Origin of the sequence: Anatilimnocola aggregata, from assembly GCF_007747655.1 — a bacterium.
Taxonomy (GTDB): Bacteria; Planctomycetota; Planctomycetia; order Pirellulales; family Pirellulaceae; genus Anatilimnocola; species Anatilimnocola aggregata.
The window spans coordinates 5,290,456-5,314,572 of sequence record NZ_CP036274.1 but is presented as its reverse complement, the minus strand read 5'-3'; the positions used below and the strand labels follow the sequence as shown (position 1 = coordinate 5,314,572).

The 24,117-nt window shown below is 58.8% G+C and carries 28 protein-coding genes and 1 pseudogene; 23 read left to right on the top strand and 6 right to left on the bottom strand.

What is annotated here, in order from left to right; translation table 11 throughout:
- The first annotated feature begins 22 nt into the window (after positions 1-22).
- From ETAA8_RS19835 to ETAA8_RS19815, 5 genes are all read left to right on the top strand, one after another.
- Complete coding sequence (locus tag ETAA8_RS19835; RefSeq protein WP_202921113.1) at positions 23-1,300, top strand: DUF1501 domain-containing protein; 1,278 nt, start codon at positions 23-25, stop codon at positions 1,298-1,300.
- A 2-nt stretch (positions 1,301-1,302) separates the two neighbouring features.
- Positions 1,303-2,397 (top strand): WD40 repeat domain-containing protein, encoded by a 1,095-nt coding sequence (locus tag ETAA8_RS19830; protein WP_145092260.1) that lies wholly within the window; start codon positions 1,303-1,305, stop codon positions 2,395-2,397.
- Between the two features lie 68 nt (positions 2,398-2,465).
- Positions 2,466-2,732, top strand: a complete 267-nt coding sequence (locus ETAA8_RS19825) for a hypothetical protein (RefSeq protein ID WP_145092257.1) — start codon at positions 2,466-2,468, stop codon at positions 2,730-2,732.
- 11 nt (positions 2,733-2,743) lie between these two features.
- Positions 2,744-6,121 carry a DUF1592 domain-containing protein gene (locus ETAA8_RS19820; RefSeq protein ID WP_145092254.1) on the top strand — a complete coding sequence of 1,126 codons (3,378 nt, stop codon included), beginning with the start codon at positions 2,744-2,746 and terminating at the stop codon, positions 6,119-6,121.
- A gap of 43 nt (positions 6,122-6,164) precedes the next feature.
- Positions 6,165-7,433 carry a DUF1552 domain-containing protein gene (locus ETAA8_RS19815; protein ID WP_145092251.1) on the top strand — a complete coding sequence of 423 codons (1,269 nt, stop codon included), beginning with the start codon at positions 6,165-6,167 and terminating at the stop codon, positions 7,431-7,433.
- A gap of 25 nt (positions 7,434-7,458) precedes the next feature.
- Here ETAA8_RS19815 and ETAA8_RS19810 read toward each other — a convergent pair whose 3' ends face one another.
- Complete coding sequence (locus ETAA8_RS19810) at positions 7,459-7,698, bottom strand: hypothetical protein (protein ID WP_145092248.1); 240 nt, start codon at positions 7,696-7,698, stop codon at positions 7,459-7,461.
- A gap of 92 nt (positions 7,699-7,790) precedes the next feature.
- Between ETAA8_RS19810 and ETAA8_RS34780 the strand changes: the two genes are divergently transcribed.
- Positions 7,791-7,931 (top strand): hypothetical protein, encoded by a 141-nt coding sequence (locus ETAA8_RS34780; protein WP_202921112.1) that lies wholly within the window; start codon positions 7,791-7,793, stop codon positions 7,929-7,931.
- Here the strand turns inward: ETAA8_RS34780 and ETAA8_RS19805 are convergent.
- Positions 7,915-8,433, bottom strand: a complete 519-nt coding sequence (locus ETAA8_RS19805; protein ID WP_145092245.1) for a hypothetical protein — start codon at positions 8,431-8,433, stop codon at positions 7,915-7,917. The genes ETAA8_RS34780 and ETAA8_RS19805 overlap by 17 nt on opposite strands.
- A gap of 67 nt (positions 8,434-8,500) precedes the next feature.
- Between ETAA8_RS19805 and ETAA8_RS19800 the strand changes: the two genes are divergently transcribed.
- The 4 genes from ETAA8_RS19800 to ETAA8_RS19785 are packed head-to-tail and all read left to right on the top strand — an operon-like array spanning position 8,501 to position 11,414.
- On the top strand, positions 8,501-8,779 hold the full coding sequence (locus tag ETAA8_RS19800; protein WP_145092242.1) for a DOMON domain-containing protein: 279 nt from the start codon (positions 8,501-8,503) through the stop codon (positions 8,777-8,779).
- A 22-nt stretch (positions 8,780-8,801) separates the two neighbouring features.
- Positions 8,802-9,542, top strand: a complete 741-nt coding sequence (locus ETAA8_RS19795; protein WP_145092239.1) for a 3-keto-disaccharide hydrolase — start codon at positions 8,802-8,804, stop codon at positions 9,540-9,542.
- A gap of 9 nt (positions 9,543-9,551) precedes the next feature.
- Positions 9,552-10,484, top strand: coding sequence for a ribokinase (gene rbsK / locus ETAA8_RS19790; RefSeq protein WP_145092236.1), 933 nt, complete (start codon positions 9,552-9,554; stop codon positions 10,482-10,484).
- A 24-nt stretch (positions 10,485-10,508) separates the two neighbouring features.
- Positions 10,509-11,414 (top strand): aldo/keto reductase, encoded by a 906-nt coding sequence (locus ETAA8_RS19785; RefSeq protein WP_145092234.1) that lies wholly within the window; start codon positions 10,509-10,511, stop codon positions 11,412-11,414.
- 59 nt (positions 11,415-11,473) lie between these two features.
- Here the strand turns inward: ETAA8_RS19785 and ETAA8_RS19780 are convergent, their stop codons facing one another.
- Entirely contained in the window at positions 11,474-12,391 is a 918-nt protein-coding gene (locus ETAA8_RS19780) for a ThuA domain-containing protein (RefSeq protein WP_145092231.1), read from the bottom strand.
- 15 nt (positions 12,392-12,406) lie between these two features.
- Positions 12,407-13,798 carry a sulfatase family protein gene (locus tag ETAA8_RS19775; RefSeq protein ID WP_145092229.1) on the bottom strand — a complete coding sequence of 464 codons (1,392 nt, stop codon included), beginning with the start codon at positions 13,796-13,798 and terminating at the stop codon, positions 12,407-12,409.
- A gap of 136 nt (positions 13,799-13,934) precedes the next feature.
- Between ETAA8_RS19775 and ETAA8_RS35945 the strand changes: the two are divergent.
- A pseudogene (locus tag ETAA8_RS35945) lies at positions 13,935-14,153 on the top strand (TspO/MBR family protein); the annotation flags it as partial.
- Between the two features lie 23 nt (positions 14,154-14,176).
- Here the strand turns inward: ETAA8_RS35945 and ETAA8_RS19765 are convergent.
- Positions 14,177-15,487: an outer membrane protein assembly factor BamB family protein gene (locus tag ETAA8_RS19765; RefSeq protein WP_145092226.1), complete on the bottom strand. Its 1,311-nt coding sequence runs from the start codon at positions 15,485-15,487 to the stop codon at positions 14,177-14,179.
- A gap of 168 nt (positions 15,488-15,655) precedes the next feature.
- Between ETAA8_RS19765 and ETAA8_RS19760 the strand changes: the two genes are divergently transcribed.
- Entirely contained in the window at positions 15,656-15,955 is a 300-nt protein-coding gene (locus tag ETAA8_RS19760; protein WP_145092224.1) for a GYD domain-containing protein, read from the top strand.
- A 136-nt stretch (positions 15,956-16,091) separates the two neighbouring features.
- Here ETAA8_RS19760 and ETAA8_RS19755 read toward each other — a convergent pair whose 3' ends face one another.
- Positions 16,092-16,784, bottom strand: coding sequence for a class I SAM-dependent methyltransferase (locus ETAA8_RS19755; protein WP_202921111.1), 693 nt, complete (start codon positions 16,782-16,784; stop codon positions 16,092-16,094).
- Between ETAA8_RS19755 and ETAA8_RS19750 the strand changes: the two genes are divergently transcribed.
- The 11 genes from ETAA8_RS19750 to ETAA8_RS34770 all read left to right on the top strand — a co-directional run bounded on the left by ETAA8_RS19750 (position 16,767) and on the right by ETAA8_RS34770 (position 23,912).
- Positions 16,767-17,216, top strand: a complete 450-nt coding sequence (locus ETAA8_RS19750; RefSeq protein ID WP_145092221.1) for a hypothetical protein — start codon at positions 16,767-16,769, stop codon at positions 17,214-17,216. The genes ETAA8_RS19755 and ETAA8_RS19750 overlap by 18 nt on opposite strands.
- The gene (locus ETAA8_RS19745; RefSeq protein ID WP_238397428.1) at positions 17,213-17,773 is read left to right on the top strand and encodes a DUF1653 domain-containing protein; all 561 of its coding nucleotides are present in this window, start codon (positions 17,213-17,215) and stop codon (positions 17,771-17,773) included. The genes ETAA8_RS19750 and ETAA8_RS19745 overlap by 4 nt, the downstream gene beginning before the upstream one ends.
- Positions 17,770-19,587 carry an alpha/beta hydrolase family protein gene (locus tag ETAA8_RS19740; RefSeq protein ID WP_145092218.1) on the top strand — a complete coding sequence of 606 codons (1,818 nt, stop codon included), beginning with the start codon at positions 17,770-17,772 and terminating at the stop codon, positions 19,585-19,587. The genes ETAA8_RS19745 and ETAA8_RS19740 overlap by 4 nt, the downstream gene beginning before the upstream one ends.
- A gap of 19 nt (positions 19,588-19,606) precedes the next feature.
- Positions 19,607-20,356 carry an oxygen-binding di-iron domain-containing protein gene (locus tag ETAA8_RS19735; RefSeq protein WP_145092215.1) on the top strand — a complete coding sequence of 250 codons (750 nt, stop codon included), beginning with the start codon at positions 19,607-19,609 and terminating at the stop codon, positions 20,354-20,356.
- On the top strand, positions 20,356-20,952 hold the full coding sequence (locus ETAA8_RS19730; protein ID WP_145092212.1) for a methyltransferase family protein: 597 nt from the start codon (positions 20,356-20,358) through the stop codon (positions 20,950-20,952). Before ETAA8_RS19735 ends, ETAA8_RS19730 begins: the two co-directional genes overlap by 1 nt.
- Positions 20,953-20,958: 6 nt before the next feature.
- Positions 20,959-21,420, top strand: a complete 462-nt coding sequence (locus ETAA8_RS19725; RefSeq protein ID WP_145092209.1) for a TfoX/Sxy family protein — start codon at positions 20,959-20,961, stop codon at positions 21,418-21,420.
- A 183-nt stretch (positions 21,421-21,603) separates the two neighbouring features.
- Positions 21,604-21,696: an SEC-C metal-binding domain-containing protein gene (locus ETAA8_RS35355; RefSeq protein ID WP_315851575.1), complete on the top strand. Its 93-nt coding sequence runs from the start codon at positions 21,604-21,606 to the stop codon at positions 21,694-21,696.
- A gap of 104 nt (positions 21,697-21,800) precedes the next feature.
- A complete protein-coding gene (locus tag ETAA8_RS19715) occupies positions 21,801-22,247 on the top strand; it encodes an AAA family ATPase (protein WP_145092206.1) in 447 nt (148 codons plus the stop codon).
- On the top strand, positions 22,192-23,016 hold the full coding sequence (locus tag ETAA8_RS19710) for a tRNA(His) guanylyltransferase Thg1 family protein (protein ID WP_202921110.1): 825 nt from the start codon (positions 22,192-22,194) through the stop codon (positions 23,014-23,016). The genes ETAA8_RS19715 and ETAA8_RS19710 overlap by 56 nt, the downstream gene beginning before the upstream one ends.
- Positions 23,017-23,079: 63 nt before the next feature.
- Positions 23,080-23,508: an alpha/beta hydrolase gene (locus ETAA8_RS34775; RefSeq protein ID WP_202921109.1), complete on the top strand. Its 429-nt coding sequence runs from the start codon at positions 23,080-23,082 to the stop codon at positions 23,506-23,508.
- Positions 23,481-23,912 carry an alpha/beta hydrolase family protein gene (locus ETAA8_RS34770; protein ID WP_202921108.1) on the top strand — a complete coding sequence of 144 codons (432 nt, stop codon included), beginning with the start codon at positions 23,481-23,483 and terminating at the stop codon, positions 23,910-23,912. The genes ETAA8_RS34775 and ETAA8_RS34770 overlap by 28 nt, the downstream gene beginning before the upstream one ends.
- The last annotated feature ends 205 nt before the right edge of the window (positions 23,913-24,117 follow it).

Below are 24,117 nucleotides of genomic sequence, written 5' to 3'. Positions count from 1 at the left end.
TTTGACATTCACCGAGATAAACATGAAATCGAATCCACTCTGTAAGCCGGCGGAACACATCTCGCGCCGCGCGCTGCTGAAAGGGACCGCCGTCACCGCTGGCGGCGCCGCGCTGTGCAATTTCGGGAGTCTTTTCCACTCGCAGACAATTGCCGCAGAACTCAAGCGGACGGCCAGGCGTTGCATCCTGCTGTGGATGAACGGCGGCGCCAGCCAGATCGACACGTTCGATATGAAGCCAGGCACCGATAACGGCGGCCCGTTCCGCCCCATCAAGACTAAAGTTTCGGGCCTGGAAGTCTGTGAATACTTACCGAAAGTCGCGCAGCAGGCCGATAAGCTGGCCATCATCCGGTCGATGAAGACGACGCAGCCCGATCATCCAGACGGCATCCGCTCGATGCACATTGGCCACAAACTCGAGGCCAGCATCAATCATCCTGAATTGGGCGCGGTGATCGCCAAGTACCATGGCAACCCGGATTCCGATTTGCCGACATTCATCCGCACCGGTTCAACTGGCAACGGCGGCGCGGGCTTCCTCGGTCCGCAGTACCAGCCCTTCGGAGTCAGTAGTGACGGTCGTTTGCCCAGTTTCACGCAAAGCTACTTGAAGCCGGAAAACGAAGTCCGCCGCAATGAATTGCTCCGTTTCATGGAAGGGGAGTTCCGCACCAACCATCAGGCTGATCCGTTCGAAGCACATCGGCTCGCCAAGGAGAAATCCTGGCGACTCTTGAAGGCCAAGGGAGTCTTCGATAGTTCGGAGGAGTGGTCGAAGTACAAGGAACTGTATGGCGACACGGAATTCGGCAAAGGCTGCTTGATGGCCAGGCGTCTGATCGAAGCCGGCGTGCCGTTCGTTGAGATCGGTCAGGAAAACTACGACAGCCATGCCGACAACTTCACCGTTCACAAGGCGTCTCTGGGCGTGCTCGATCCGGCCTGGGCCGGCTTGATGATCGACTTGCAAGAACGGGGTTTATGGGATGACACCCTCGTCATCTGGATGGGCGAAGTCGGCCGCACGCCGTCGGTGAACAATCGCATTGGACGCGATCATTACATCAACGGCTGGACGATCGTCCTCGCGGGGGGCTGCGTGCGGGGTGGAACGGTCTATGGGGCGACGAACCCGAACGGCGTCGGCGTCCAAGACAACCCGGTAAGTGAAGGGGATCTGTTCGCCACGATCTACACCGCACTCGGAATCAAACCCGATACCCAGCATTTTGTCGGTCCTCGACCGATCCCTGTTGCCCCGGATCACTCGAAGGTTATTCGAGAGGTGTTGGTATAACCATGAGCGAAACACCGACCTTCGACAAAGCGACTCTCGCCTGGACGTTGCCCTGGCAAACGGATTGGGTTACGGCTATTGCATTTATTGGCGGCGGCAGAAAACTGGCCGCGGGAAATCGTCGCGGTCAAATCCTTGTCTGGGATCTGCCAGAAGCTCCGGGAGGCGAACCACCGGTTCCCGTGCGTTGCTTGGGTGGCCACACCAACGAGGTCACTCGACTGCTGGCGACTCCGGATGGCAAAACACTGATTTCGTCCAGCTACGATCACACCATTCGCTATTGGAATGTGGACGAACCCGCCTCGGGCACTGCGGAGATCATTCTCGATTCCAAAGACCGGGCCGCGGCTGCGAAGAAACTGGGAGACAAAGCCCCGCCACCGGCACCCGGCTTGACCGTCGAAACGCAAACAGCGCAGCAAGTATTAACTGCCCATCAGGAGTGGATCGTCGGACTCAGCTTGAGTTCCGATGGCAACACGCTGCTCAGCGGCGACGACGCGGGGCAAGTGATCGTGTGGGATCGTGCTACCGCCAATGAACTGCGCCGCTGGAAGGTTAAGGGGTGGGTTTTTGGACTGGCGATTTCGCCCGATGCCGGCCTGGCCTTGGTCGCAGAGCGTTTCCCGCTCGTCTTCACGCCGGCCGATCATCATCGCGGGGTGAAGCTCTGGGATGTGGAGAAGGGTGAAGTCAAACACGATCTGTCGGCGCAGTACAAAGTGTATATCGGCGGAGCGGCGTTCTCGCCCGACGGCCAACTGCTGGTATTGGCGCAAGGCAACGAGACCAGCAACGGCAAACTCTTTCTGATCGAAAGCGAGGGCGGCAAGCCGGTTCGCGAATTCCCTGGTCATGCGCCGGGGGGCGTGCATGACGTCCGGTTTTCGCCCGACGGTCGCTACATATTCTCGTGCGGACGAGACACGCTGGTCCGCGTCTGGAATGTGGCCGACGGCACACAGTTGGCCGAAGTGGGCAAGCCGCGCGGCGGGCAATTCAAGGACATCTGGCACGCCTTCAGTCTGTCAGCCGACCGGCAATGGCTCGCCGCGGCGGACATGTCCGGCCAGGTGGTCGTCTACAAGGCCTAGCGATCACCGCCGATTCGTTGGTACACCAGGCTATGAGACGTTCCTTAAAAACAGGAAACACACCGACCATGTTGCCGTCGCCTTCCTGTCAATATTCATTCGTGTTCGTCCTCGGGTGTGCGTCGTTGTCTCTGGCAGCAGAAGGGGCCTATCTACCCCAAGATGCAAACACCTGGGTGAAGCGGAGCCCACTCCCTTCGGCTCCGCCGTCACCGGGATTGAGTTATGAAACGTCGCTCGGTTACGACCCAGTAGTTCGCATCTCGCCCAACCGCGTGCCTCCCGAGGTGGCCAAGGTGCTCCTCGACGGCCAGCGGATTACCGAGTTGTTTTGAAAGAATCCAACGTGAGTCAAATCGTGAAGCAGCGACAACTAAATTGGAATGCGTTTCCAGCAATCGTCTGGCTAGCCGGCCTCGCCGTGTGTTTCGCGCCGCGAGCGACAGCGGCCGATTTATTTCAGGAACGGGTCGCTCCGTTCGCGAAGAAATATTGCCACAACTGCCATAGCAAGCAGCAAGCCAAGGGCGAACTGGACCTCACGCGGTACGGTCGCGACCGCGATGTGACGAGCGATTTCCGCCGCTGGAACAGTGTCGTCGAGTTCATTCGCGGCGGCGAAATGCCTCCCGAGGACGAGCCGCAGCCGACGCTCGAAGAACGGAACGCGGTCGTCGCGGCGATCGAGACGATTCTGATCGCCGAAGCGAAGAAGCATGCGGGCGACCCGGGCATCGTCCTGCCGCGTCGGCTCTCGAACACGGAATACGAACTCTCACTCCGCGATCTGACCGGCGTGGCGATCCGAGCCACTGCGGAATTTCCCGCCGATCCGGCCGGCGGCGAGGGGTTCGATAACACGGGCGAAGCACTCGGGATGACGCCCAGCTTGCTCAACAAGTATCTCGGGGCGGCACAGTTCGCTTCGCAACATCTGGTGCTTAAGCCGCACGGGATCGCGTTCGCTCCGTTACCGGTCACGTCGTACAACGAACGCAAGAAACTGACCGAGCAGGCGATCATCGATTTCTATCGCCGGCATGAAGTGCGGGTCGGCGAGTACCTGGAAGCGGCCTGGCGATTTCGACATCGCGGCGAGCCCGATCGCGGCGCGAGTCTCGATGATTGGGCCGCGAGGCGCGGGCTGAGCGGGAAGTATCTGACGCTCGTTTGGAAAACGCTGAACGAAGCGAAGTCCGGCAGCGGCTACGTCAAACAACTCGGCACGCAGTGGGAGTCGCTGCCCGCCCCAACCGATGCCAAAGAGGTGCCGCAGCCACTGCGGGAGTTGGAGCAGCTCATCGTTTTTGTGCAGAGCAAACTGACCAAGAAGGATTCCAACCTCATAAACTCGAATGCCGGCAACTGGCCGATTCGCCATCTCGAGTTGCGGGCTCAAGCGGCGGCGGCGCGGGATAAGTTTGAAGCGGGCGTGTTTAAGACACGGCACGAGTTCAAGGTCGGGAAGTTGCCGACAAAGAAAGGTGACACTCCGGTGTCGGGCGTCACGTTTTATCTGCGCGTTGATCCGGCGTTTGACGCTGGTCCGCCCGGCGTGGTCGTGATCCATCGGCCCTTGTTCAGCAAGTCCGACAACCCGCCGCGAAACGAGAAAGACGAACAAAGCCAAGAAGTCGAAACGCTGCGAGCGGTGCTCGAACGAGACGCTCCCGAAGTCGCGCGGCAACTCGGTTTCGGCAAGCATCCGCGCGGCGGCACGCTCGCTCCCGATTCGCTGGCCGTGCAGACACCGGCGATGATCGAAATCCCGCTCACTCCGGAAACGGCGACGGCGCTCCAGGGAAAACAGTTCTTGCTGGAGTGCGAGTTGGACGTGCAAGCCACTCCGGAGTCCGCCGTTTCCGTCCAGACGGCGACCGGCAAACGTCCCGACTCACCGCAAGCGACCGGTGCGGAACTGTTGATTCGGCCCGACAGCCAACTGGCCAAGGACCTCGCGAGTTCGGCCGAGCGTTTCTGCTTCGCGTTTCCCAATCGCTTCTTTTACGTCGACAACAGTCGCGGCTTGGCCGCCGGTTTCCACCTCGTCGAAGGTTTCTTTCGCGACGACCGGCCGCTCGTGGAAAAGGTGCTGACCGAGGCGGAGCAAGCCGAGTTGAATCGCCTGTGGAAGGAACTCGACTTCGTCACGGAAAGCGTCGAGACGTTGCTTCGCGGCTTCGTCTGGTTCGAGCGGGCCGAGCGGCACGTGCTGCACGACAAGCGATTCGATTTTCTGCGGGCCGAGGATCCGTTGCTCGTCGAGGAAGAACTGCTGTCCAAGTTCGAACGGGTCTATTTGGAAAAACTCGGTGTGAAACTGGTCGAGGACGCCATTCAGCCCGAGAAGCCGAATTCGCAGTTCGATCTGATCCACGGATTCTTTCAGCAAGTTCGGGCCGGGCTGGCCGAACATCGTCGGACCTTGCAGCAGGCGGAGCAGCCGGCGCTCGCCGATCTGGAACGGCTGGCTGAGCGGGCGTATCGCCGGTCGCTGCGGCCGGACGAATCGGCCGCGTTGCGGGGGCTTTACCAGCGGCTGCGGAAGCAAGGCCAAGACGTCGAGGATTCGCTGCGTGGCGTGTTCACGGCCGTGTTGATGTCGCCCGACTTCTTCTACCGCATTCCGGAATCGCCCGCGGGCAACGGCGTCTACCCGCTGTCCAACGACGCGCTTGCTCGGCGGCTAAGCTATTTCCTCTGGTCGTCGTTGCCGGATGAAGAACTTGCGGCGGCGGCTCGATCCGGGAAGCTCCAGAACGAAACCGTACTGCGAGGCCAAACGCGGCGCATGCTCAAGGACCCGAAGGTCGAGGCGTTTGCTCGCGAGTTCTTCGGCCAATGGCTGCGATATCGCGATTACCTGGCGAAGGACCCGATCCCGGCCGGGTCATTTTCCGGCTACGACGCGGCCCTGCGGCAGGCGATGTTCGACGAGCCGACGCGGCTGATCATGCATTTGATTCAGCAGGACCAACCGGTCGGCGAAGTGCTCCGCAGCGACACGACGTTCGTCAACGATGTCCTCGCCAAGTACTACGGCGGCGCGATCGAGGCCCAATACCGAAAGCTTTCGACGGAGCGATCCGAGTGGCATCGTGTCGAGGGATTGCGGAGCGTCGGCCGCGGCGGTTTGTTCGGCATGCCGGTGATCTTGGCGAAGAACTCGGCCGGTCAGCGCACGAGCCCCGTGAAGCGTGGGTTCTGGGTCGTGCATCACTTGCTCGGCCAGCATTTCCCGCCGCCTCCTGCCGACGTACCGGAATTGCCGAAGACAGAGAAGGAGGCATCGAAGACGATTCGCGAACTGCTGGCCGACCACGTTGCCAACCGGAAATGTGCGATGTGCCACGTCCACTTCGATGGCCTGGGGCTGACGATGGAAGGTTTCGATGCGATCGGCCGCTCGCGGTCGAAGGACCTGGCCGGCCGCACGATCCAGACCGCCGGTCAGATTCACGGCAGCGAGAATGTGGAGGGAATTTCCGGCTTGATCGAGTACGTGGAAAAGCAGCGCCGTTCGGATTTCGATCGCCAACTGTGCCGCAAGTTCTTAGGCTATGCACTTGGCCGCTCAGTGTTGCTGTCGGACCAACCGTTGCTCCAGGAGATGGAAAAACGGTTGCAAGCGGATGGACGATTTTCAACGTTGTTTGAGACAGTTGTATTGAGTCCGCAGTTTCGCCAGCAGCGCGGCCGGGATTATCCTGTGGCCAGCAACTGAGAAACGATTCGAATCACCAACAAAACCTCGAAAGGAATTTCACATGGCATCCCAATTCTCGCGTCGCGTTGTCTTAAAGGGTCTCGGAGCGACGGTGGCATTGCCGTGGCTCGAATCGATCTGTTCGGCAGCCGGTGATCGCCCCTCTGAAAACGCTCCGCCGAAGCGGTTCGCGTTCCTGTTCTTCGGCGACGGCATTCATGCAGCCGAATGGTGGTCGAAGGGAGACGGCGCGAATTTGGAACTCGGCCCCGCCTTCGCCTCGCTGGAACCGGTCAAGGAAAAGGTCAACTTCCTCCACGGCTTGCGCAACCCCTACGGCGGCGGGCACGCTCAAGGAGCGGCCGCCATTCTCAGCGGCGTTGGACCGAAGAACGGCCGAGAAATTCGCGCCGCCGCCAGCTTGGACCAAGTGCTCGCGAAACGCATTGGCGATGCGACTGCGCTGTCCAGCTTGGTGCTGGCCTGCGAGCGCCCGATCAGCGGCTTTCACGAGTCGGGCAATTCGATGATGTATGCCTCGCACGTGTCGTGGAGTTCGCCCGTGTCGCCGGTGCCCACCGAGCTGTACCCCTCGTTGGCGTTCGACAGCCTGTTCGAAAGCAAAGGGAATCGGACGCACGCGAGTGTTCTGGATCACGTCCGCGAACAGCTCCGCGATGTGACTCGCAAAGCATCCCGTTCCGACCAGGCGAAGATCGAGGAATACGCCAGCAGCGTGCGCGAAGTGGAAGGTCGGCTGTCGCGGTTGCAGGCGAACGACAAGGACGCCGCGAATGACGCGTTCAAGGCGAAGCGACCGCCCAACGGCCTGCCCACGCAGCTCGATGTCCACGCGCGGTTGATGTGCGACATCGTGGCCCTGGCGTTTCAGGCCGACCGCACGCGGATCGCGACCATGCTGCTGACGAACAATCTCTCCGGGCAGGTGTATCCGTTCCTCGGTTTGCGCGACGACCACCACAGCTTTTCGCACAATTGGCAGGGGAAGGAATTCGCGTCGATCTCGCGTTTCTGGGTCGAGCAGTATGGCTATCTGGTCGGCAAGCTGGCCGCCACTCAGGAGGGCGACGGGACGGTGCTGGACAACTCGTGCATCATGCTGGCCAACGAACAATGGGTCGCCCACAGTGCGGAGAAGGTGCCGCTGCTGATGGCGGGCGGCCTGGGTGGTGAATTCGCCACCGGTCGGACGCTGGAATTCGAGAAGAGCCAGAACCGCAAATTTTCCAGCCTGCTGATGACGGTATCCGACCGCATGGGACTGAAGCTCGACAGCTTTGGCGATTCGACGCAGCAACTCGATATTTAGCGAGCCTTCACCCATGCCAGACCCACTACTCGTCGATCCGCACGACCCGGTACTGACCGGGGAGAATTCGTTCCTTCGCCTCTCCACCGACGGCGGGTAGACGTTCCTCCACCGCACCAGTCACTGGCGCGTGCTCTGGTCTCCAGCCGGGCAGGGACACGTGCTGTTGCTCGAAAGTCCCCTCGCAGGCGACACGCCGCGTATCTACGCCGACAATGCCGGCGTTGCGCGATTCCTGCAACGGACGATCGAGACGATGTTGCACAAGCCGTTCGCCGATGAGCGATGAGGGGTGCGATCATGGTTTATGGGAGTTAGTCGGGATTGGCCCAATAGTCGGCCCAAAGATCGGCATAGGTGAGTGAACCCAAGGTGGCCACCGGCAGCGCTGGGCGCGACTGGTTCTTCGCGAATCTCGACAATGGCGTGCTCGACAAGATCACCGACCTGCACGCTTCCGAGTTTGCCGACGACCTGGATTTCATCGCCGGACCGTGATCCCGGCTGCAGTGATTTGCAAGACGTCGCTGAGGCTCCGGATCAAAGACCACAGGATGTCAACGTCGTAACAAAGAATTCCTACTGGCTCGTTGTGCAAGATTGCCTTGCTGTGTGTCACGACATTATGGAGTTTCATGCGCGAGTTCTCGCCACCCCACGTATGGGTGACTGCGATATGCCCGTTCTTGAATGAGGACAACGCGTTACGGCAATAAGGGTCTGAAGCAGAATCGCTGGGTGGTATTTCCGGCCAGCCCCCCTTTTTTGGATTGGGTGGCGAGAACTCGCGCATGAAACTCCATAATGTTGTGACGCGCAGCACAATCGAGGGTTTCTCATCACGATTGATGGTTTGATCGAGGAAGGTCTCCGTCTGCTCAACAACCCACGCCGAGTTGGGGTTCGTGGTGGACTTCGAAAAGATCACTTCCCTTGACTTGATGCAGAGAAACACCAGCACGAACAGCGTCTCGACCCCACGGGCCGTGACTGATTTCACCGAAAAGAAGTCGCAGCCCCACAGAGATGCGCCGTGGCGCTCAAGAAAGTTATCCCAGGTATCCGAAGTGCGGTCCGGCCTGCAGTTCGATGCACTCGAGGGCGATGCGGAGTGGAATGCAGACTGGAAGGCCTGCGTCAGCCTTGAAGACAATCAGTACGTTGTCGAATTCGCGATTCCCCATGCCGCTCTGGGAACGGATGCTCCCCAGCCGGGAGAGAAATGGGCATTGAACATCTTGCGCGGCCGCAGCACACGCGAGCCGAAGTGGGAACGCTATGCTCAGTGGGTAATGACGTACGCCGATTTCAAGAGTTCGACGCACCTGGGCACGTTGCAATTCTGATGGATTCACAAGAGGTAATATCATGTCTAAACAAATCTGCTGCTATCTGTCATTCTTCGTATTCTGCTGCTGCAATGGCGTGCTCCAAGCGGACCCGCCGGCCGTAACGAACTCCCCGCCTGCGCCCGCAACTGCTAAATCGGTCAGCCTGTTCAATGGCAAGGATCTGACCGGCTGGCAGGTCGATGTTCCGGAACTGGATAAGAACCCGGACGCCAAAGCGACCTTTATCGTCCGCGTCGGGCTGCTGGTCAGTCTGGGCCAACCGGCTGGCCACCTCATTACGAAGGAGAAATACGAGAACTATCGGCTGGCAGTCGAGTACCGTTTCGCGGCCCAACCCGGCAATTGCGGCGTGCTGGTTCATGCCTCCACGCCCCGGGCGCTTTACAAGATGTTCCCGAAGTCGATTGAGGTGCAGATGAATTCCGGTCACGCTGGCGATTTCTGGTGCATCGTCGAAGACATCACCGTGCCCGACATGGTCAAGCGCCGCGGCCCCCAGGAGACCTGGGGTGTCACCGAAGGTAAGACTCGACGCATTCTGAACCTGACAGACGATTCAGAAAAGAAGCCCGGCGAGTGGAACACGATGGTCGTCGAATGCGTGGAGGACGCAGTCAAAGTGTGGGTCAACGGCGACCTTGTGAACCACGGCGCCAAATGCACTGCCACGAAAGGGCAAATCGCCCTCCAAGCTGAAGGTTCCGAAGTTGAGTTTCGCAAGCTCGAACTGACACCCATTACGAAGCTGACCGATTGAGCTAGCGAAATGGTTCCTAAGTTTCCTCGAATTGCCGTCTTAGGTTCAATTAACCGCGACATCGTCATTCGCTGTGCGCGGCTGCCACAGCAAGGCGAAACCGTGCTTGCGGACTCGTCGTCTGAGGTAGCGGGCGGAAAGGGAGCCAACCAGGCGGTGGCGGCTGCGCGGCTCGGCGGTCAAGTGACGATGATCGGACGCGTCGGTGACGACGTATTCGGTGAGCGTTTATTGACGGGCCTCGTCCGCGAGAAACTGGATACGTCGCTCGTGTGGCAAACGGCGGATTGCGCCAGCGGAATGGCCATCGTCGCCGTCGAACAGTCAGGCGAGAACTCAATCATCGTCGTACCTGGTGCGAATGGTCGTTTTACGGAGGACGACGTCGCGGCGGCCACTGACGCGATTGGATCGTGCGACATACTCTTGCTTCAACTGGAGGTCTGCACAAATGCCGTTGCTGCCGCCATTGCTGTCGCGCGACAGAAAGGCGTGCGGACGATTCTTAATCCGGCACCGGTGGTCGACCAGCTTCCCAGGAATCTGCTGGAAGTTGATGTTATGTGCCCTAATCGTATCGAGGCATCCGCACTTGCCGGTCGGCCCATTCAATCACTAGATGACGCGGTGTCTGCAGCATGGCAACTCAGCCGCATGGGGCCAAAGTCGGTAGTGATCACCATGGGAAGCATGGGAGCCGTCCTGAGCGACGGCGGACAGCCAGAGTGGTGTGAACCATTTCCTGTAGATTCGGTTGATACCACGGCTGCCGGTGACGCATTTGCCGGAGCGCTGGCCGTGCGCCTGGGAGAAGGAGCGATGTTGCGCGAGGCTGTGCAGTTTGCTTGCGCGGCAGGTGCCATTGCCACAACGCGGCATGGTGCTCAGCCTGCTCTGCCCTCGCGAGAGGAAGTCGATGCACTGTTGAGAACAAGGACGTGAGTGAAGAACAGCTCAGGTAAAACCATGATCAAGAAGACGCTCGGTCGCACCGGCCTGCAAGTGACGCAACTTGGCTACGGCAGTATGGGTTTGCGCGGGCCAAGGACTTGGGGGATGCGAGTGGTGAACGATGAGGCTGCCGACGCGTTCTTGAACCGCGTGCTCTATAGCGGGATCAACTTCATCGACACTGCGCCCGACTATGGCCTGAGTGAGGAGCGAATCGGGAAGTACATCGGTGGTCGGCGGAAAGAGTATCACCTCGCGACCAAATGCGGCTGCGTCTATGCACAGCACGATGATCACTTAGAGATCGACCATGTTTGGAAGAAGGACGTAATCCAGCGTAATCTCGAAACCAGTTTGAAACGCTTGCAAACGGATTTCGTCGACTTGTTGCAATTCCACGGCGGCGACGCCGAAACCCTCCAGCGTGAAGGGCTGATCGAATTGCTTCTGAGCTTCCGCAAGCAGGGCCTCGTGCGGTTCATCGGTGCATCCAGTTCCATGCCAAACCTGCCCGGGCTGATCGCGCTGAACGTCTTCGATACTTTTCAAATCCCATATTCTTGCCTCGCCCCGCAGCACCGCGACCAAATCACACAGGCGGCGGAGTCGGGAGCCGGAATCATCCTGCGCGGCGGCGTAGCCCAGGGCGGGCCGGACGCCGAGATTCAGCGTCCGGCGCTCAACGACGTCTGGTCGGGGGCTAAGCTCGACGAAGTCTTGCCCGCGAATATGAGCCGGGCTGAACTGATCCTGCGTTACACGGTAACTCATCCGCATTGCCACACAACGATCGTCGGCACATGTAACGCCGAGCACCTTGCGGAGAATCTGGCCGCTGCTGCCCGTGGGCCGTTACCTGCGGAACTGCACGCGGAGATTGCCGAGAGAGTCGCTGCGTCGCTCGCGGCTTTACCCCCTTGAACAATGCGACTCGTGGTTTGCCTAGTATCTGCAATGCGGAGGGGATCGCAACAAGTCTATCAGGGCGAAACCCAGCGAACTGCGTTTTCAATCACGGTCAAATTCTCGGCTTGCCGGTAGACCGGATAAGTCTCGTGTCCGGGCCGAAAGTAGAAGACTCGTCCTTGCTTGACCTGCCAAGCGCACCCGCTGCGGAATTTCTCCCCCTTGTCCCAGTGTTCCTCGAAGACCACGGTGTCCGGTGTCGGGACGTGAAACGGCTCGTCATACATTTCGGTCTGCGGAATGTCCCACTTCGCGGGCAGTCCCTTGGCGATTGGATGGTCCGGCAACAACGTGGTGACGTGGCTCGGCGCGCCGTCGGCCCGCCAGGCCGGAAACACGCAGGCTGGCGGCGTAAGTCGCCACACTCCGTCCACCTTTTCCAGCGACGGCGTCAATTTGGCGTCTCGTTTGACCAGGTTGCGCTTGAGCGGCACCGAAAAATCGAACTTGGCAGTCGCTCGCTCTGCTTCAGGAATCAGTTTGGGTGCGTCGGCCTTGGCTCGTTCGTGCATCAGACGCATGAACGGTTGAGCGAAGTGTGCCGAGTGCAACGCGATGAAGCCGAGCTTGCCGTCGAGCACTCGTTGAACGGTCTCCTCGACACGTTCGTTTTTGATCTCGCCATGCTTGCGGTGGCCCCAACAGACGATGACATCGGTCGCTTCGAGCGTGGCGGAATCAAGTCCTTGGTCGGGCGAACTGAGATTGACTGACAACGCCCGGATGCCGGGGCGTTTGCCGAGATGATCGGCCAGCGCGTTGCCGAGAAAGTTTTCGTAAACCTTGGCTTGTTCGGGCTGCTGCTCGTCCCAAATGAGCACCCGAACCGGCTTGGGCGATTGAGCCCGAGCGGCTCCCAGCACTCCAAAAAACAGCGTCAGGGATAACAGACATCGAATGATCATTTGGTCCATGATGATTACCGCAGGCATAGGAGGAACCCGGAGCTACTTCTTCTTGGTCGCCGGTCTGGGCGGGGCGGTCGGATCTTCGGCAGGACTGCCATGCCAACGGGGCGCAATGTTCTTGGCATTCCATTGCTCCCAGTCCCGGCTGAGCTGGGCAACCAATTCAGGCTCTTTTTCTGCCTGATCACGTTGCTCACCGATGTCGCTGCTCAGATCAAACAACTGCCAGCCGCTATTCTTCTTGGCGTCGTGATCTCTCCAGTCCACCAACTTCCATTGCCCACGACGAACCGCTTTCTGAGGACCGAATCGCCAGTAGAGTGAATCGTGTGGCAAGCCCTTGGCCTCGCTTCGCAGGAACGGCAACAAGTTGACGCCGTCCAAGTCGGCAGGAGAAGGCGCTCTGGCCAGTTTTAAAGCTGTCGGCAAAACGTCCAGCGTGATAACCGGATGATCATATACCTTGCCTGCAGGCACATTGCCGGGCCAGGAGACAAAGAACGGCACTCGAATTCCTCCTTCGAGCGTCTGCCCCTTGTCGCCGCGCAGCGGACTGTTCACACCCGTGTTGTAAGCGAAGTAGGGCTTGCGGCCCGAGCCACCGTTATCACTGAAGAAGAAGACCAGCGTGTCCTTCGACCGGCCTGTTTTTTCAAGGTGAGCGGTGATGCGGCCGATGGCATCGTCGAGTCCCAGCAGCAGCGATAGATAACCGCGTCGAGCGGGATCGGTGACATCGGCGGGGATGCGGCTTTTGTGCTTGTCGACGATCTCCAGCGGCGTGTGAACTGCGTTGTAGGCTAGGTAGAGGAACCAGGGCTTCTCGGCCTGGCGATCCATGAAACCAAGGGCCTCGTCGGTGAACAAGTCGGTGGTGTAACCATCGAGCTTCTGGACCTCACGACCGCGATAGATCAAGTCGTGCGAATGAGCACTGCCGAACACCGGCTTGGCGTCTTTGTGCAACAGGAAGTTATGTCCGCCGACGAGGAAGCCGAAGTAATCGTCGAAACCGCGTGATTGCGGATGATGGGCGTGGTCGAAGCCCTGATGCCATTTTCCGATCAAGCTGGTCGCGTAACCGACTGCACGTAGATGATCTGCGATCGTGCGTTGGTCGAGGGGCAAGCCGAGCTTGGCTTCCTCACCGACGTGAGGATTGAACTCGTGACCGAAACGAGTTTGATACCGACCGGTAAGAAACCCGGCGCGGCTCGGGCTGCAATACGGACTGGATACGTAACCGCTCGTGCAGCGGACGCCCGAAGCAGCGAGGGCGTCAATGTTCGGCGTCGGCACGGCCTTGCCACCGTGCACACCGATGTCGGAGTATCCCAGATCATCCGCGACGATCACGAGGATGTTGGGCTTATTGGCTGCCGCGCTGATCGAAAGGCTGAACGAAATGAGCAAGGTAAGGAGTCGAGACATGCAAATTACCCGTCTTGGAAAGTCCGTCGCGCCGCCCAATGATACTGACAACCCGCCCACTCGGCGTTGCCCACGATCATACTGTGAGCTAGCGGAGTTTACTTGAGCCGAGACGAATCAAGCAAAGGAGAGCGCATTGACGGACCGCACCTGCTGGATAGGCCTCGTCATCTTCATCGCCATCTGCCTCGGTGCGGGGGCTCTCGGGGCCATTGCCACCACGCCGGAGATCGAGGGCTGGTATCGAACGATCGAAAAGCCTTCGTGGAACCCACCCGACTGGATCTTCGGGCCGGTCTGGACCACGCTGTTCATTCTAATGGCGGTCGCTGCTTGGCTCGTCTGGCGACAGGCAGGCTTCTCGGCCGCCGCATTGCCTTACTTATCGGTAACGCCAAGGGAAAATCGCATCAGGTTGCCCACTCGGTCGCGGCGAAGGATCTGCTGCTGCGAGACCGCCAGGTGCGGCCAAACGTCTGACTTAGCCAGGCGGCTGACACGGGCCAACTCGCGGTATTTGGCATTCTCGGCGTTGATTTCCGCTAAAAACAACTCACCTCGATTGGCCCACACAATGAGCTTCTCATCCGCAGTGACCACGCACGAGCCCGCATCGCCAACGACCGGCCCCTCCCAAATGACCTTTCCAGACTCCCAATCCAGAGCGCGGAGTCGGTCCCAGGCCAAGTAGATTCGCCCTGAATGGATCACGGGAGTGCAAGCCTTTGAGGCGACGGGCTGTTCCCAGACTTTCGTCGCTCCGCGCAGAGTGATGCGGAGCTTGCACATCGCCTGGTCGTTGTAGGCCGACGTGATCAGCACACAGTCCTCATGCACTGCCGGGCTGGAAATGTTATTGGCGAAATCGGTAACCCAGGGATAGGTTGCCACGGTTTCACCGGCATGACCCGCATCGACTCGGATCACGAGCAGTCCATCAAAGGTCAATGCCGCCACACACGGGACTCCCTCCACGGTCAGCGGCACCAATCCACCGGAATGACCAGCGACACTCGTGGCTTTGGACCGCCAGCTTTCCTTTCCGGTCAGTTTGTCGAAGGCGACGATGGTGCCGGTGGGCCCGCCGACCTCTACGAGCAGCCGATCACCGTGCGTCAAGGGAGCCGAAGTGTAGCCGTAATCACGTCGTGCACTGCGACCAACCTTGGCGCGCTGCGGCATCTGGTAGTCGTCGTAAAGGTTTCGATGCCAGACCTTAGCGCCACTGTTTTTGGTGTCCCAACAGTGCAGGGCGCCATCGGCACTCAGCGTGTAGAGCAGCTTCGTAGCGGGATCGAACTCAGGGGTGGCAGACGGCCCGGAGTAAAGCCCTTCATCACCGATTGCGTTACGTCCGTATTTCGGAGCTTTGTAGTTGGCCGTCCAGATTGGCTTGCCGGTACTGGCCTCCAGACAGGTGACGATGTCCCGGCCGTCCCGATGACCCAGCGTAAACACCTGCTGGCCGACAACCAGCGGCGACGACGCTCCTTCGCCGACTTGCACGGTCCAGTCCGGTTTAGAGTTGATCCAGTGCTCGCCATTCCAGCCTGACTTCTCAGTGACGACCCCGTTGCGATTGTTGCCCCGCCAGTGGGGCGAATCTTCTGCGGCCGCCGCAGGCTGAATCAGCGACGCCGTAGCAAATGTCAGCAGCAGTAATGACGATCGCAGGCCTTGTAAATTCATTGGTCTCAGCACACCAGGAGCCGAATAACAGCTGCCGCACACCACTGACAGAGGTGAATCGAGCAGTTGTCACTTCGCATGTTCTCGGCTGATTCTACTCTTTGCCAACGTGGGTAGAATCAAGGCGATTGCGGCAGCCCCTCTTTCCCAACACCCAGGACTCACCAGATGGCAACTTTCATCACGAACATCAAGTTCTCGCAACAGGGCATCAAAGACATCGACCACACCACCAAACGGGCAGCGATCTTCAAGGCCGAGGCGAAGAAGCTAGGTGTGAAGGTGAAGGACATCTACTGGACCTTGGGCGACCACGACGGCCTCCTGATCTTGGATGCCCCGGATGATGAAACGGCGACTGCCGCCATCCTGCATCTGGGAGCGATGGGCAACGTCCACACGACCACCTGCCGGGCATTCACCGCCGCCGAAATGGACAAGATCGTGAGCAAGGTGCATGGCGGCTGAGTTCATCACTTCTTTGCCAGTGGAGGTCCAACATCAAAACTACATTCTGCGGGTTCTGGATCCTTGCAGCGTTGCTGATGGCGATGACGGCGATAGCCAGTGCGGACGACGCCAAAGACGAGGCGATAGTCAGCCATCATTTTCTCGCCACGCCTTGATACACATATCCGTGAGTTTTCGGCATTTTTTCCAAGTAACCCTCAGTCGAGTCAACCGTAGAAAACGGTGATGCCGAAATGATCTGCTTCATGTTACGGTCAAGGTGACAGCCATCCCCGAACCATTGCTGAATGCCATTCAATCGTCGCTGCCATCGTTCGATGTTGGGTTCTGGACTGATTCCATGTTCCAAGAAGAGGAACTTCCCTTCGGGCTTTAACACTCGAAACACTTCCTTAATTGCCTGGGTCACATCGGCGATGCTGCAAAGAGTGAACGTACTGACGATGCAGTCGAAAGCCCCATCGCCAAAGGGCATCATTTCACTTCGTTGCTGATGTTGTTCAACGGTGATCCGGGCCCCCTTGATGCGTCTTTGCGCTCGTTTACTCATCCCTTCATTAGGATCGACGGTCGTGATCTGGCGGGTTTGAGCAGGATAGTGGGGAAGGTTCAGTCCCGTGCCGAATCCGATTTCCAAAATGGCTCCCTCAACCTGCGAAAGCAACTGGCGGCGTTGTTCATTCACGACAGTGTTGTCGAGAGCGAAGTCGCAAAGGAGCGGGAAAACGAAGCGTGAATAGATGCCCATTCCATTGATTGTATCCGGTTGAATTTGGTCCCGATAACCAGCGAATCCGATGAAAGTCGAATGACCACCTACCACCACACTCAACGTGCGCCGCTTTGCCTGCTGCTGTATGGCTTGGCGATCAACTTTCTCATGCTTACCTGGGTGTTGCGACAGGAGCCAGTGCTTGCGTGGCTCTTTCCCGTAACCGGCCTCATCGTCCTCGTTTTGGCGGCGTCGTTTCACCATCTGACGGAGGCCGATGAAGGAGATTGCCTGTCGATCAGCCTCGGCCCCTTGCCGCTCTTTCGTCGAACTGTGCGGTACGATGACATCGAGCAGGTTGAAGTTGGCACGACGACGTTGCTCGATGGCTGGGGCATCCACATGAGCCTGCGTGGCGGTTGGGTCTGGAACCTGTGGGGCCTGACCTGCGTTGTCGTTCGATTCAAGAACGGTAGCACGCTGCGGATCGGGACGGATGACGCTGAGAATTTGGTGGAGTTTCTGCGGAGAAAGGTGCAAGCATGAGTGAAGTCACCCCCGGTCGCTACCGACACTACAAGGGGAACAAATACACGGTCATCGGCACAGCCCGTCACAGCGAGACACTGGAAGAAATGGTCGTCTATCGCCAGGAGTACGGCGAACATGGACTCTGGGTCCGCCCCAAGGAGATGTTCTTGGAGATGGTGAAGGTCGACGGGCAAGACGTGCTTCGGTTTCAGCGATTGGGATCGAGCAGCGAGAGCATCGGCGAGAGCGTGACCAACATCTTTGATGACCTCCCGCAGCACTTGCCGAAGGAAGTTGTCCAAACGCTCATCCAAGCCGCCGACGTGCGCATCGAGCGGATCATCTCCCACGGTCACGCCTCAGCACCAGATTCTTGGTACGACCAAGCCCAGCACGAATGGGTCATCGTCTTGAAGGGAGCGGCGAGGTTGCAATTCGAGGACGAGATGGTGGAGATGAAGCCCGGAGACTTCATCAACATTGCGGCGTTCAGAAAGCACCGAGTCGATTGGACGACGCCGCACGAGCCGACGATTTGGCTGGGTGTGCGGTATGGAGGAAATAGAGCATGAATTGGAGCTTTCTGATCGGCATCACCTTCTTCTTGCCAGCCTTCGTTCTCGCCGACGAGCCGAAGGCTCCAGCCACAGTGAAGGAACTCTTTGCCGACTTCGATCCCCGGAAAGACGCACTCGATACCAAGGTCGTGCGGGAATGGCAGAAGGACGGCATCGTTTATCGCTACGTCACCTACCACATCGGCGCATTCAAGCGTAAACCGGCTCGCATGGCGGCGTTCTACGCTTTCCCCAAGGAAGTCAAAAAGCTGCCAGCACTGCTCCATCTCCACGGCGGCGGGCAGCGGGCCTTTCTGCACGAAGTCGAGTTCTATGCCAGGCGTGGCTATCCGTGCCTCTCAATCAATTGGGGCGGGCGAGAGATGGAGGAAGCAAAGGCAGGTGATCCGAACACTGATTGGGGAGCCGTCGATCCGACGCAGGAGAACGTACCGGGATATTTCAATCTCAAGCCGGGCGAGAAGTATCTCGATCCGTTCGACTCTCCCCGCAACAACAACTGGTATCTCCGCACGCTCGGCTGCCGCCGAGGACTTACTTTTCTGGAGCAGCAACCCGAAGTCGATCCTGACAAACTCGGCGTGTATGGGCATTCGATGGGCGGGAATCTCACTGTGTACGTTGCCGGGAGCGATAACCGTGTGAAGGCCGCTGCTCCATCGGTCGGTGGCTCAGGCTTTCGCACTCAAATTTGGCCTCTGCTTTCCCAGTACAGGCCGCAGACACCAAACGGCGACGTGAAGCTGTTCGATGCGACCATTGGCTTCGAGTCCTACGCCCCGCACATCACGGCGCCACTGCTTTGGCTGGGTGCGACGAACGACTTCCACGGCATCATGGACGATACCTACCGCACCGGCGAGTTGATCCCGCATAAGAACGTGCGGTATTCCTTCACACCGCACATGAATCATCGGTTCACACCAGAGTTTGCCGTCACCAGGCCACTCTGGTTCGATCAGCATCTCAAGGGGAGCTTTACCTTCCCGAAGACGCCGGAGACGCACTTGATCTTCGAGACGAAAGATGCCATCCCCATGCTAAAGGTCATGCCGGATTCCTCCCAGGACGTGGCCGAGGTCCACATCTACTACTCGGTTGATCCCGATCCAAGAGCGAGATTCTGGCGGTCAGCGGAAACGAAGAAGGCCGGTAAACGGCTCTGGACCGGCAAGCTGCCAATCCTGAGCGTCGATAAGCCACTCTTCGCCTTCGCCAACGTCGTGTACAAGTTGAAGCAGTTCGAGTCGGAACCTCACGCTCGACCGACCGAGCGGTTCGCGCTCAGTTCCATGCTGCATACCGTTGCTCCCAAGGATGTCGCTGCCAACGGTGCAACCGCCACCGACAAGGCCGACCCGGTGATTGACGACTTCACGCATGGCTGGCGGGACTGGTATAGGTTGTCGCCCGACAACCCGCATCATTGGGAGTTCTCGACCAGAAAGCTGACCGATCCAAAGTGGCAAGGACAGCCAGGGCAGCGCCTCACGGTCGAGGTCCAAGCCGAGAAGCCAAACGAACTCGTGATCGTGCTAACAGAGAACTTCTTCCGGCAATACCGAGGCAAACAGAAGGAATTCACTGCGGTCGTGAAACTCACTGGCGGCAGGGAGTCGCAGACGGTCATGTGGGAACCAAAGGACTTCAAGACCATCGACGGCGAAGCGCTTTCGTCTTGGAGCAACGTCGATTTGCTCTCATTCCATGCGTATCACGACAAGGGCGAGAAGCTGATTGGCAGTAAGAGTTGGGCAGGGCCGCAGCCGGTGTTCAAGAAGCTGTGGTGGCAGGCCAACGACCGATGACGTTCTTAGGAGAAGACGGATGCTGACGAACACGCACACCGGAACAAGGATCGACGAGGTTGCGCCGGGCATTTACCGCATCAACACGCCGATGCGGATCGACGCCATTCCGGGCGGTTTCAATCTCAGCCAGTACCTCATCGTTGACGACGAGCCGATGATCTTCCACACGGGATGGCGGCGATTGTTCCCATTCGTGTCGGAGGCGATCTCGAAGGTAATTCCACTCGACCGCATCCGTCATATTGGCTACTCGCACTTTGAAGGCGATGAAGCCGGTGCAATGAACGAGTTCCTGGCTGCTGCGCCAAGCGCCGTTCCATTTGCCAGCCACGTCAGCGTGATGACTTCGCTCAACGATCTTGCTGACCGCCCAGGCAGAGGTCTGGCCGATCGCGAAACATTCTCGACCGGCCAGAAGACATGGCAGTGGATCGACACGCCGCATGTTCCCCACGGCTGGGACTGCGGCGTGTTGTTCGACCAGACGACCAGGACTCTTCTGTGCGGCGACCTCTTCACCCAGCCCGGTGCAGAAACCCTACCCGTCACCGAGTCCGAAATCCTCACGGCCAGCGAAGCGATGCGAAAACCGATGGACTACTACGCCCATTCCACCAAGACTGCTGTGATCTTGGAACGTCTGGCAGCGCTCAACCCCACAACGCTCGCGTGCCAGCACGGCAGCGCCTTCCGAGGCGATGGTGCTGGCCTGCTTCGGGAACTTGCTGCGATCCTCGACAAAGAACTGAGGGATGAGTTGGGCTGATGCCAAACGAAAACCCATTCCGCATCTCCCTGGTCATCGTGATCGTCCTCACGATGGCGGTGACCGTGTATTACCGGCTCCAGGCAGCGAAGTCAGGCGAGAAGATTTCCCGTAAGGATGAAGGCTACCTGTTCGCCACCGTTTTGCGATTGGCTGGTCTAGTTCTCTGGATTAGCACCTTCGGCTATCTGTTCTTCCCTGCGTACTTTCAGTGGGCAGCCCTACCGTTGCCGGAATGGCTGCGCTGGATTGGTGTCGGCACGGGTGTTTTCTGCTCGCTGCTGATGTACTGGACGCTATCGAGCCTGGGCAAGAACCTCACCGACACTGTGGTGACGAGGGCCGAGGCGAAGCTGGTGACGCACGGGCCGTATCGCTGGGTTCGACATCCGTTCTACGTTACAGCGGCCCTGCTCATGGCCTCAGTGACCCTGCTGACCGCCAACTGGTTGATCGGCGTCAGCAGCGTGGCGGTCTTGGCTCTACTTGCCATTCGGACGCCCAAGGAAGAGCAGATGTTGATCGAGCGATTCGGCCAGGAGTATCGAGATTACATGGCGAGGACGGGAAGGTTTTTGCCGAGGATTGGAAGGTGACGAACGATGGCCACTCCGAAAGGTACTCATCTCTTCGTCAACGTCAGCCCATCGGAGGCCCGGCGTCGGCTCAAGGGATTCGGTCACGGTGTCAGAAAGATTCAAAGTGACGGGCGGAATCAGGCAGTCATTGTCCACACCGCAACCGGACAGCATCTTTCTGAATTGGAGTCCAAGTTCTCGGATGTTGGATTCTCCTGCACCGAGAGCGACCTGAGCGAGCCAATCGAGAACCTGCGTAACCTTGGCCCCACAAGCGGCGTTTGGCTGCGTGAGGTCGGCATCACGACGATTTCGGAACTCGAACGCCTTGGACCAACACTGGCCTATCGGCTGTTGAAAGCAAATCAGCCTAAGGCCAGCTTGAACCTGTTGTGGGCGATGGCGGCGGGGTTGAAGGATTGCGATTGGAGAGAATTGTCGGATCAGGAGAAGGAGAAATTGCGGGCAGAAGCTGAGGAAGGGTGACACCGAACCTTTCCCGCCCAACCCGTGTCTGCTGAACAACCCAACTCCAGAAAGGAAGGTGCGCCATGCAGAACCACGATTACAACGACGCACACTCCTTTCACGCACATGAGTAAACGCCGCCGAGGATTCCCTTCGGAATCGAAGGTGAAATGAGGCGTCCGCATCGTCCACGGCGAGAATTTGTTGGAGGAAAAGCTCGGTCGCAACGACCTCTGCCCTTGCGGCAGCAGCAAGTTGTTCAAGCGATGCTGCCTTACGTCAGGCCGGTTTTGACGGGGCGAACCGGGACGAATACTTTTAGGGAATGAACCTCACCCGCCGACCCGTCCTCTTTGGATAAGTCGGTGGGTTTCTTCGTTTCCAGATCGAGAGCTTTTATGGAAGCGGTCCTCTTCATCGGCGTGCCGGGATCGGGAAAGTCGTCCTTCTTCAAGGAGCGGCTTTTCAACTCACATGTCCGCATCAGCCTCGACTTGCTCAGGACCCGTCACCGGGAAAAACGCCTGCTCGACCTGTGTTTGGCGACCGAGCAGCGTTTCGTAATCGACAACACCAACCCAGCCAAGCAAGAGCGATTCGCCTACATCGAAGCTGCGAAAGCCAATCGGTTCACGATCACGGGCTACTACTTCTGCTCGAAGGTTGAGGAATGCTTACGGCGCAACGCTGCTCGGCCTGACGATCAGCGGGTTCCCGATGTGGCGATTCTGTCTTCGGCGAAAAAGCTCGAATTGCCAACCTTTGACGAAGGATTCGACCAATTGTTCTATGTCCGACTGCTGGAAGGCGGTTTCACCGTGGATGGGTGGCGAGATGACGTTTGACGAGCTTGATGAGAAAATGCGTGTCTTCGAGACGGCAGCCGATTACTGCGTGCTACCGGGCATCTTCATGGTCGCTCGGCTCGACGGTCGGAGTTTCACCCGGCTGACGAAGGAGGTCTGCAAGTTCGAGGCCCCTTTCGACGAGCGGTTTCGAGACATGATGATCGCCACGACTGAATCCCTGATGATCAGCGGGTTCCAGGTGATCTACGGGTACATGGAGAGTGACGAAATCTCGCTGCTCTTTGCCCTGAACGAGAGGCAGTTTGGAAGGAAGCTCCGCAAGTACAACTCGACCCTAGCCGCTGAGGCGAGCGCCAAGTTCAGCCTGCTGCTCGGTCAGGTCGCCACATTCGATTGCCGCATTTCGCAACTTCCCAACGTCGAGTTGGTGGTGGACTACTTCCGTTGGCGAAACGAGGATGCGGCTCGCAATGCACTCAGTGCCTACTGCTACTGGACGCTCCGCAAGCAGGGCCAGAGTGAGCAGCAGGCTACATCACGGCTCGATGGCTTGTCGGTCAGTGCGAAGAACGAACTGCTCTTCCAGCATGGCCTTAACTTCAATGATGTCCCCAACTGGCAGAAGCGGGGCGTCGGCCTGTATTGGGAGCAATACGATAAGCCTGCCCGCAACCCAATCACCGGGACCGAGGTTGTCGCACGTCGTCGCCGGATCAAGAGCGACTTCGACTTGCCGATGAAGGGTGAGTATGGGGAATTCGTGCGGCGATTGGTCGTCGTCAAAGGCGATGAAGTTGCTGCCTGACGCGTCCTCTGCGGGGGCGAGTCTGATGTTGCCGTGCTAGAATCCCGGCACAGGAACTTCACCATGAAATACGCCGCCCTGGTCATCCTTCTCGCTACCCCGCTCCTCGCCGCCGAACCCAAGGTCCATCGTGACCTCGCTTATGCCGAGCCGAAGAACGAGCGGCACACGCTCGATGTCTATGCTCCGGCCGAGGGCAAGGACCACCCGATCATTGTCTGGATTCACGGTGGTGGCTGGCGAAATGGCGACAAGGGCAACGTCCAAACTAAGCCGCAGGCATTCGTGGACAAGGGCTTCATCTTCGTGTCGGTGAACTACCGCTTCGTCCCGCAGGTTACGGTCAAGGAAATGACCGCCGACATCGCCAAGGCGATCAAGTGGGTTCACGGTCACGCTGCCAAGAATGGCGGCGATCCAGACTCGATCTTCGTGGCTGGGCATTCTGCCGGGGCACATTTGCGTTGGTTTGCACAGACGACCGCTATCTGAAATCCGAGGGTCTTTCGCTCGCCAAAATCAAGGGCTGCATTCCGGTCGATACGGCGGCCTACGATGTGCCCAAGCAAGTCGCCAGTGTCGGGGGCCAGCAAGCAGCGACCTATACCAGCGTCTTCGGAGCTGACGAGAAGAGCCAGAAGGAGTTTTCTCCAATCACCTACGTCGCCAAGGATAAGAGCATTCCGACGTTCTGCCTGTTACATGTGGGCGATCGCCCTGATTCAGCAGCGCAATCGGAAGCGTTCGCCAAGGCGCTTCAAGATGTGGGCGTCGATGCTACGGTCGTGCCGGGCGAGGGTAAGAACCACGGCACGATCAACCGAGACTTGGGCGTGGAGGGAGACAAGCCGACGAAGGCAGTTTTTGAGTTTCTGGAGGGGCTGAGGAAGAAGTGAATTGTTTCAGGTCGCCGGAATTGCGCCTTGCAATGCTCATCGTGGGCTGCCTCGGCGCGAGCGGCGGGGCTGTTGCAACGCCACCGGAAATCGAAGCCAGGCACAAGACGCTCGCCAAGCCAGCGCGGAGTCCGCCCCATTGGGTCGCCGCAGATGTCCCGTCCGGCGTGAAACACCGATTAAGGAAATGAACGACAGGCACGTA